Origin of the sequence: Vibrio sp. Vb1127 (genome assembly GCF_033338735.1) — a bacterium.
Classification (GTDB): domain Bacteria; phylum Pseudomonadota; class Gammaproteobacteria; order Enterobacterales; family Vibrionaceae; genus Vibrio; species Vibrio alginolyticus.
Genome location: NZ_JAWOTF010000032.1, coordinates 24,268 through 32,921, shown reverse-complemented (window position 1 = coordinate 32,921; position 8,654 = coordinate 24,268). Strand labels below are relative to the sequence as shown.

The 8,654-nt window shown below is 42.3% G+C and carries 6 protein-coding genes and 1 pseudogene; all 7 read left to right on the top strand.

Annotation, left to right across the window (positions count from 1 at the left end; all coding sequences use genetic code 11):
- Window positions 1-113 precede the first annotated feature (113 nt).
- Window positions 114-944, top strand: a complete 831-nt coding sequence (locus R7H07_RS22285) for a heteromeric transposase endonuclease subunit TnsA (RefSeq protein WP_042522411.1) — start codon at window positions 114-116, stop codon at window positions 942-944.
- Complete coding sequence (locus R7H07_RS22280; protein WP_042522409.1) at window positions 931-3,015, top strand: DDE-type integrase/transposase/recombinase; 2,085 nt, start codon at window positions 931-933, stop codon at window positions 3,013-3,015. The genes R7H07_RS22285 and R7H07_RS22280 overlap by 14 nt, the downstream gene beginning before the upstream one ends.
- On the top strand, window positions 3,015-4,673 hold the full coding sequence (locus tag R7H07_RS22275) for an AAA family ATPase (protein WP_053303325.1): 1,659 nt from the start codon (window positions 3,015-3,017) through the stop codon (window positions 4,671-4,673). Before R7H07_RS22280 ends, R7H07_RS22275 begins: the two co-directional genes overlap by 1 nt.
- A gap of 17 nt (window positions 4,674-4,690) precedes the next feature.
- Window positions 4,691-5,134 (top strand): annotated as a pseudogene (locus R7H07_RS22270) (TniQ family protein); the annotation flags it as partial.
- Window positions 5,135-5,290: 156 nt separating this feature from the next.
- Complete coding sequence (locus R7H07_RS22265; protein ID WP_230623497.1) at window positions 5,291-6,193, top strand: TnsD family Tn7-like transposition protein; 903 nt, start codon at window positions 5,291-5,293, stop codon at window positions 6,191-6,193.
- 9 nt (window positions 6,194-6,202) lie between these two features.
- The gene (locus tag R7H07_RS22260) at window positions 6,203-7,831 is read left to right on the top strand and encodes a Tn7-like element transposition protein TnsE (protein WP_053303324.1); all 1,629 of its coding nucleotides are present in this window, start codon (window positions 6,203-6,205) and stop codon (window positions 7,829-7,831) included.
- 388 nt (window positions 7,832-8,219) lie between these two features.
- A complete protein-coding gene (locus R7H07_RS22255) occupies window positions 8,220-8,654 on the top strand; it encodes a MerR family transcriptional regulator (protein ID WP_042522401.1) in 435 nt (144 codons plus the stop codon).

The window sequence follows — 8,654 nt, the reverse complement described above, 5'->3', positions numbered from 1 at the left end:
TGTCGTAAGACAATAAAGATTGAAACTAAACAATAAAGTTTGAAACTAAGACATTAAAGTTGAAAACTTTTTAAACCCGGTTAAGCTGATTAAAAGTTAACCGGGTTTTTGTTATGGCAAAATCAAAGTATGTTTTAACTGAAAAACAAATCATCAGGCGGATTAAAGAAGGCCGAGGTTCAGGAAAGCTTTCTAACTATAAACCGTGGCTGTACGTGAATGAGGTTCCATCCGAAGGTAGATCTCAAAGAGTCTACTCTCACCTAACGAGCCGCATTCATCATGTGCTATCGGACCTTGAATTCGCTATTTTTCTCCTTCTTGATCATAACCCTGCCGTAACTGACATTCGTGAGCAGTTTCCACTCAATAGGGATGACACGCTAAATATCTGCCAGGAACATCAGCTTTGGCACCCTGCACAAAATGGGGTTAATCAAGTGATGTCGTCAGACTTTTTTGTCAACACCTCTTCTAAAGTTCAGCCTAGATTTGTTATCCAAGCCAAGTATAAAAATGCCCTTAAAGATTCAAGAACTATCGAAAAACTTGAAATTGAACGTCGTTATTGGCAGTTAAAAAAGATCCCGTGGTTCCTAGTCACGGAAAAAGAAATAGATAAAGTCGTTGTGGATAATATTGAGTGGCTATATGGCGTCAAAGGGTATTTCGATGAATTGATTACCGATGAGCTTTTGCTAACGTTTAACCACATGAAAGCTTATTTCTCTCGCATTCCTGACAAAAAAGTGGTTGAAATTGCAAAAGAATATGAGTTGGCTTATGGACAGAAGTTAGGAGACTCTATGTTCGATCTTCGATTGATGTGCGCTGCTAGGCTTATCACGTTTGATATTCGATATCCTTTTCATAGCTTGCGAGCAAGAGACCTTGTATTTAGAGGTGTAGCTTTTGATGAGGGGCACAGCTATGTGGCGAGTTAATGAAACCCTATCATTTGATGGCAAGCCTTATCGCATTCTTTTTACTGAGACAAGCTACTTCTATTGGATTGCTATTGATGAGAACAAAGGTTTACCTGAAAGAGTCTATTTTGATGAATGCTTCAATTGGACTGATGAGGGGCGTTTAGAAAAGATCCCTGACCCCTACTCATACCTCCAAGGTGAGTCTTGGGACGAAGCATCTAGTAGTTATTTGGAAAGCCAACGCAACTATGAACTGATAAAGCCTATCGTTGAAGGCGAAGAGGCATTTGACAAGCGAGTTCGAGCGAGCAGGCTTAATCAGGTTATTGCTGAATCGGGTAAAGGAAAACCTACGATCTATCGACTCTTAAGGCGCTATTGGCAAAGGGGTCAGATTAAGAATGCTCTTTTACCTGATTATAAAAACTCTGGTGCAGGTGGAAAAAGAAGAAACTTCACGACTAGCAAAGCTGGTAGACAGAGGATATATGGCATTGGTCGCGGAGAGCCTGTAACCGAAAGTGTCAGAAAGCAATTTCGAATCATTTGTGATAAGTATCTGATGAACGATAAAGGCTTTTCAATTCGGTATTCGTATATCAAGTTTACTAAGGCTTACAAGCTCAAACACCCTGAAGCTGAAGAGCATGAAATTCCGACACTTCGTCAGTTTCAATACTTTTACAAAACCGAGTATACAAAGGCCACTCAGCTCACTGTTCAGACGCCTCAAGGAAATTACAACAAAGACGTTAGACCACTTCATGGCACAGCTACCGAGCAAGCGTTAGGCCCAGGTAGTCGATACGAAATTGATGCTACCATCGCCGATATTTACCTAGTAGATGACGATGACCCGGACAAGGTTATTGGTCGGCCGACAATTTATATGGTCATTGATGTTTTTAGCCGCATGGTTGCTGGCTTTTATATCGGTTTCGATAACCCATCTTTTCCCGTTGCAATGAAGGCACTGATATGCAGCTTTGATAGCAAAGTAAAAGCCTGTGCAGAATATGGTATCGATATTTCTGAAGAGCAGTGGCCATGTGTAGGTATTCCTGATGTTCTGTTAGCCGATCGCGGTGAATTGATGAGCCATCAAGCCAATTATTTGGTTGATGCTATAGGAGTTCGCCTTGAAAGTGCTCCCCCTCGACGGGGTGACGCCAAAGGTATCGTAGAGAGATCATTTGGCACGTTGCAAGCTCAGTTTAAGCCCTATATGCCAGGTGTCGTAACTGGTAACAAGGTTAAGAAGCATGGTGAAAGAGATTATAGAGTTGAAGCTGCTGTGGCGAGATCAGATTTTATTGAAATACTGCTCTATTCAATACTTGCTCACAACTTAAACAAACCGTTAGAAAAGTACGATCGTGCTCCTGATATGCCAGAAGGCCTTCCATCGATCCCTATTGAGCTTTGGAGATGGGGACTACAGCATCGCACTGGGCGCTTACGAGCCATCGATACGGATATTGCAAAGATACTGCTGTTACCGCGTCAAAAGGTCACTGTATCCGAGTTAGGCGTAAAGTTATGGGGATTAACCTACACAGGAAAAGAAATTATTCAGACAGGTTGGATGCACCGTTCTTCGGAAGTATCTAGACCTAAAAAACTATTTGCAGCCTATGAGCTTGGTTCTGCTAATCACATATATCTGTTTCCTGAAGAAGGAAAAAATACATTTTGGGTTTGTGATCTTTCTAGTCGAAGTAGAGAGTTCCGTGATCTAACTTGGTATCAAGTATGGGAACGTCAAGCAGCTCAAAAGCAGACTTTAGCTGAAGCTAAGTATCAATTTGCAACCGTAGAACGAGATTTTGATGATCTTCTTGAAAAGAAACTGAAGAAAGCTACAAAGAATCGTAAAACCAGTACACTGAGCAACGCGCAAAAGATAAATGACATCAAAGGCAATAAACGGAATGTTCGAGAGCAAGAGAGAAAGGAGTTAGCAATACAGCCAGTTAGGGCTAAACAAGAAGAAGTCGCGTCGGTGATACCTATAAAGGGAGAGGAGGAAAGTTATCAACTGCCTGATTTCATTCCGGAGCTATTTGATGATGAGGATGATAACTGATGAAGAAAAGCCAAGATCATCGTGTAGTAGCCGTCTATCAAAGTGCTACGCTCTCAGTTTATCGAAATAACCCGCTGATAGAGGCATTACCACCGATAAATAGTTACCTAGACGACTCGATTGCTCTGAAGGGCTCGTTAAGGTGTGCCGCAGAAGATATCCATCGAAATGGCATCGAAAGAGCGCATAGTATCTGTCGTGTTATTGATGATTTTTTCCAGCCCCTCAGTCAGCACATACAGTTGCATGAACGACTTTCATTGATGATACGGCGTGGCTATGTTGGAAGAAATCCCGAAACAGGTGATTGGGCAAGACATATACAAAATGGTTACGAGCGTGTTTTATCTGGTGATTTGAAGGCGATAAAGTTCACGGAAGTTAGTTCTACAGCCCAAAGCATGACATTGATTGGATGTAGCGGAAATGGTAAAACAACGGCGATCAAGCAGCTTTTGTCGTTATACCCTCAAGTTATTTACCACCCTGACAGAAATCTTGAGCAAGTCGTTTATCTAAAAATTGACTGCTCCCATGATGGATCACTGAAAGAGCTGTGCTTGAACTTTTTTCGTGCGATGGATATAGCATTAGGGACATCCAACTACGAAAGACAATACTCGATGAGCAAAAGACCGAGTATTGAAACACTTTTAGCTGCAATGGCTCAGGTTGCAAACGCTCATGCAGTTGGTGTTCTTATTATTGACGAAATACAGCACCTTAGCCGTTCTCGCTCTGGTGGCTCTGAGAAAATGCTTAATTTCTTTGTGACATTAGTAAATACCATTGGCCTTCCTGTGATTTTGGTTGGAACACCACGAGCCCGCGAGATATTTGAGGCTGATATGAGATCTGCAAGGCGAGGCTCTGGTCTTGGAGCGATTTTTTGGGATCCAATGGAAGAAGGAAGAGAATGGAAAGCGCTCACGGATAAGTTATGGACTCTTCAATGGCTACAAAAACGTGATGAGGTGTTGTCGGATGACATTCGTTCTCTATGGTATGACCTAAGCCAAGGTGTCTTGGATATTGTGGTTAAGCTATATGTCTTGTGTCAGCTGAGAGCAATCGCGACAAAAGTAGAAAGGATCACACCTAAATTAATGCAACAGGTTTACGAGGATGAATTAAAACCTGTTCACCCAATGCTAGCAGCTCTTCGCTCGGGTGATGCCGAAGAAATGATTAAGTTTTCAGATCTTAAACTAAGCAACACTGATAAAAGGTTGCTTGAGCTGCAAAAACAGGTAGCAACAACTGTTCAGCAGACGCCGGAGGAGTTTGCATATCAACAACTCAGAACCGATGAAGAGCGGCGTGTATATATGGCCTTAAAAGATGAGTTTGATTCAACGTTTTTGGCTCCTGTAATACGACAGCTATTTGATCTACATCCTGATTTGACGTGGATCAGCTTACTGCCACTGGTACATGAGCAACTCATTAGCCCTGAACAGACACAATCTAAAACAGAGGCTAAGTCAAGTAAGGGCAAGAGGGCATCCTCAATTAAACAGACGCAATGGCATACCCTTGATAGTGAGGATTTGAGGTTTGTTCACTCTCAATCTGATTCTGATAGCGAAGTGTACACCGCAATGTCAAAGTCGGGTTTGATTTTAGACATTCAGTCATTGCTAGAAAAGGTGGTTTAATATTGCGCTGCTTCCCTGTGCCATACCCAGATGAATTAATCTATAGCTTGGTAGCTAGAGCTGGAATTCGCAGTGCGATAACAAGCTCTAAACAGCTACTAAGTGAAGTGTTTGGTGACAGAAAAGTGATTGCGACAATTGATCTGCCTAGTCATTTATCGTCGATATCAGAGCTGCTCATTAATACGGGACGATTTGACGTCCAACAGCTTATTTATGAACATACAATGTTCCCGATTTACGCTCCTTTTGTTGATGAAAGCATTAGGATTAGAGCGATGGAGCGAATGGAACGTTGCGCTAAGGGCTCTGTTCATCTAATGCTAGGATCCCCAGCTTCTATTGTAAAAACGTCGGATAACTTTTGTGTTTGCCCAGCTTGTGTCGCGGAACAAAAGCAAAAATATGGGGAAAGTTATTGGTCTAGATTGTGGTTTTTGCCATCTTTACCTTACTGCCCTAAGCATGGACTTCTAAGTCAATCGACAACCTCTTACCATGACAGTAGGCACACGTACCATGCATGTAGCCGAATACGATGTCAGCCCCTTTTATGTAACGACCATAATGTAACAGCGCAGCGGTTTGCTTACTTAGCTAGCAAAGCTAAAGAGGTCATGTGTTTACCAGCCCAAGACTCCCCGACTCAGCATCAATGGAGCCTTTTCTACAATCATCTAGCACACGACTTTGGGTGTGGAAAAGGTCCTAAACAGGTTGCTCACGATAAGATTGCAGACTTAGTTGTAAGCAAGATCGTTACCCCTGAGCTAACCATCAATTCTGATAGAGATACTAACTGGCTTCGCACGTTGTTTCGCCGTCATCGTAAAGCTTTTAGCTACCTACAGCACTTAATGGTTTGGTCTGCTTTTATTCCCGAAATGTCGGTTGGTGAAATCATCAAAGAAGTAAAATCAAAAGAGGGAGTGACGATATCCTTCTCGAAGGACAACGTTCATCTTGTGCCAAACTCTAATGAGAAAAAACGTAATCAGTGGCGTGACTTAATAGGGAAGACCCCGATTAAGAAAGCACGCAAACTTCGAGGTGGCGGTGCACTGTATGCTTGGCTTTACCGAAATGATAGAGATTGGCTATTAGCTTTCAATCGAGTCCATCAATCCCAATCTCATGTAAGGCAGAAAAAAGTAGATTGGAACGCAAGAGACCGCTCACTAACTAAGCAGCTTATTAGGATTGTCGAACGATTAGATACCGTTATTGATGGCCCTCGAAGAAGCAAAAATTTCTTACTTAAGCAGCTAGATGATTACGGCTCGGTGAGCAAAAAACTGAACTTATTACCCTTACTATCTCTTACTGTGAATCGGTATCAAGAAAGCGTCTTTGAGTTTCAAGCTCGTCGGCTAGTCATGGCAGTAATTGCAAAATCAAAAAAAGGTTCAGGAATGAGTCGCTGGAAATTGATGCGTTCAGCAAGTCTCCCGAAAGAAAGAATACTGCCAATCGTTGACGATTTGCTCGACTGGGTAGTTATAGGATCAAACATCAAATAAGGAAATGATATGGGAGCTAGGTTTTACAAGTGTGACGATGATGTACGTATAGTCCATACAGGTAAAGTATTAGTACGAACAAGTGATTCGTCTTACCGGCCTTCAATTGAAGTTTGGTGCTATCCACCACAGCAGAAAAATAATTTTCATGCGACTGCATTTTCTAACGTTCCTGCTTTGTATCGAGGAAAAATAATTAATCAAAGAGGGTTATCAGAAAGTTACGCTAAACGAGGAAGTCACAAATTTAGAAGTAATGAGTTCCTTCGACACAGTAGTTTGAGTGAGTTCCCTGACTCAGAGTCAGCAGAGTCTTTGAGAAAGAAAGAGTCAGAGCAACATGCATTTATATTAGACCGAGGCGCTGCCCCTACACTGGTTATTCCTCAGCTTGAGCTGGCAAGGGTCCTATTTTATGCCAGCTCGTACTTATCGCGAGCGTCATTAATGTCTTCTCGTTTGCTTACAGACTTCAAGGTCGAAGTAAACACCAAGGAGGACTATGCCAATATCGAAGTGTTGCAAACATCAAACTTTCCTCCTTCGGCATTCAATGATTCAGAAACGAGAGCAATGTTGAGCTGGTTGCTTATTGATAGCAATGCAAAGCGTTCATTTGAGTCGATTTTTAGATATTTCAACGTCGAAAAGGAACGAGATGTGTCTGCGGGGTATAAGCGTTGGCTATTTCACTTTGATCCGCCACAAATGGCTGGATGGTCTTTCGAATACGAAGGCAGGCTTGATGCAAGTGGTCGCTATTTTCTGGTGGAAAAGATCACAGATATTGAAATTAATGCTCAAATGCCGTCTCGGGTCTACTTCCATAACCCGTCTTTTACGCATCCAGATGAAGGTCAAAAACCAACGTGTGGTGGTGAAGGCCCGGAACCGTATGAGCGCCCAGAAGATCATATTATCGATGATGATCGCGAGGCGTCCGATGCTAACCACGCCTTCTTGCTAGGTGAAAATACCTGCTCAGTAAGGTTTAAAAATAGTTTTTCAACGTCGAAAGCAACAACACCCAAAAGGAGTCATCGACCAGATAGAAGCAAAGATGCAGCTAAGAAAGCTGGTGATAAGGTCAGTACCAATGAGCCTGGCAGTAATGGTGAGATACCTTCGGCAGACATGGGTGGAGGTATGCAAGATGGTACTGATAGGTCTGAGGAGTATGCCTCTCGCTTTACGGCCTTTAACATGATGGTGCAAATGCTAGAGGAAAAATACGCCTGTACAATCATTGATTCTTATACTCACGAGCTGGATCAGGTTGGGCGTAGTAAATGTCACCTGATTGACTCTGGTGCCAAGAGAACGATTCGTTGCGTTGTCGTTGAACGGAACGGCCATATTAATTACTTGATTGAGATAGATGTAACAGGCCTGAATAAATGGATCTCAACCAAATGCGTGCGGCAGAACGATACTCGTAATTGGAAAGAACAGTTTTCTCGAATTAAAATAGGCGTGGTGACAAAGTCTCTTGGATGGCCAACACAAGAAATGGATGCCATGTTTGGCTTCAAAAAGCATATTGGTATATCTCACCCTAAGTCAGTAGAAGGGCACCCGACAGGTATTCCAATCGAATCAATCTTAGATTGGGCAGGGAGGGTTGCTGAGAAACTCTAGTGTTTTTAGCTATGTGGTTAAGCGATTCGTGGCACTACCTGAATCCGGAGAGCCTCCAGATCATTTAGAGTTAATGTTCATTACATTATTGCAATTAGATCCCAATTTATCCCTCACCAATAACATTCCTCTTGAATTTTTTCTCAATACGCTTGACCTATGTCTAACACATAGGTTTTAAGCTACAACTAATACACATTGGTAACGAATTGGAGATAGTTATGAGTTGTTGTAACAAAGCCCCAAACGGTGGGAGCAGTGACCCTAAGTTGTTACTTAAACTGTTTATTGGGTTGTTTGTGATTATATTTTTAGTCGCATTTATTTTTGGCTAGCAACATAAAACGAACAAAGTTTCATGTGCACTAAACCTTCAGAGGCATGGATTATGTTGACAACTGAAATTGCGAGAGCAGCAGGTGTGACTGCTGAAACAGTCAGGTTTTACACCAGAAAAGGTCTTCTTTATGCAGAGCGAGATCCTAACAATGGCTACAAGATATACCACCAAAGTGCGGTTAATCGCCTGAAGTTCATTTCTCATGCAAGAGCTATTGGTTTTAGTCTTAGTCAGATTCAAGAAATCATTGATTACTCTGAGCAAGGACTGACTCCTTGCCCTGCTGTAAGGCAAATGCTGACGGATAAAATCGTAGAAACCAAGCAAAAGATCGAAGAATACCAACGCCATTTAGCCATGATGGAAGCGACTTACGCAGAGTGGGGTGAAAAACCGGATATGGAGCCCAACGGCAACGCATTGTGTTGCTTAATCGAGGACTGGTCTGAGAAGCACCATCAAGTATTACCCGAGGAAAACTAA

Bases quoted from the DNA above. Each gene is read 5' to 3' on its own strand.
- R7H07_RS22285 (WP_042522411.1), top strand. From the start codon at position 114: ATGGCAAAATCAAAGTATGTTTTAACTGAAAAACAAATCATCAGGCGG.
- R7H07_RS22280 (WP_042522409.1), top strand. From the start codon at position 931: ATGTGGCGAGTTAATGAAACCCTATCATTTGATGGCAAGCCTTATCGC.
- R7H07_RS22275 (WP_053303325.1), top strand. From the start codon at position 3,015: ATGAAGAAAAGCCAAGATCATCGTGTAGTAGCCGTCTATCAAAGTGCT.
- R7H07_RS22265 (WP_230623497.1), top strand. From the start codon at position 5,291: ATGTGTTTACCAGCCCAAGACTCCCCGACTCAGCATCAATGGAGCCTT.
- R7H07_RS22260 (WP_053303324.1), top strand. From the start codon at position 6,203: ATGGGAGCTAGGTTTTACAAGTGTGACGATGATGTACGTATAGTCCAT.
- R7H07_RS22255 (WP_042522401.1), top strand. From the start codon at position 8,220: ATGTTGACAACTGAAATTGCGAGAGCAGCAGGTGTGACTGCTGAAACA.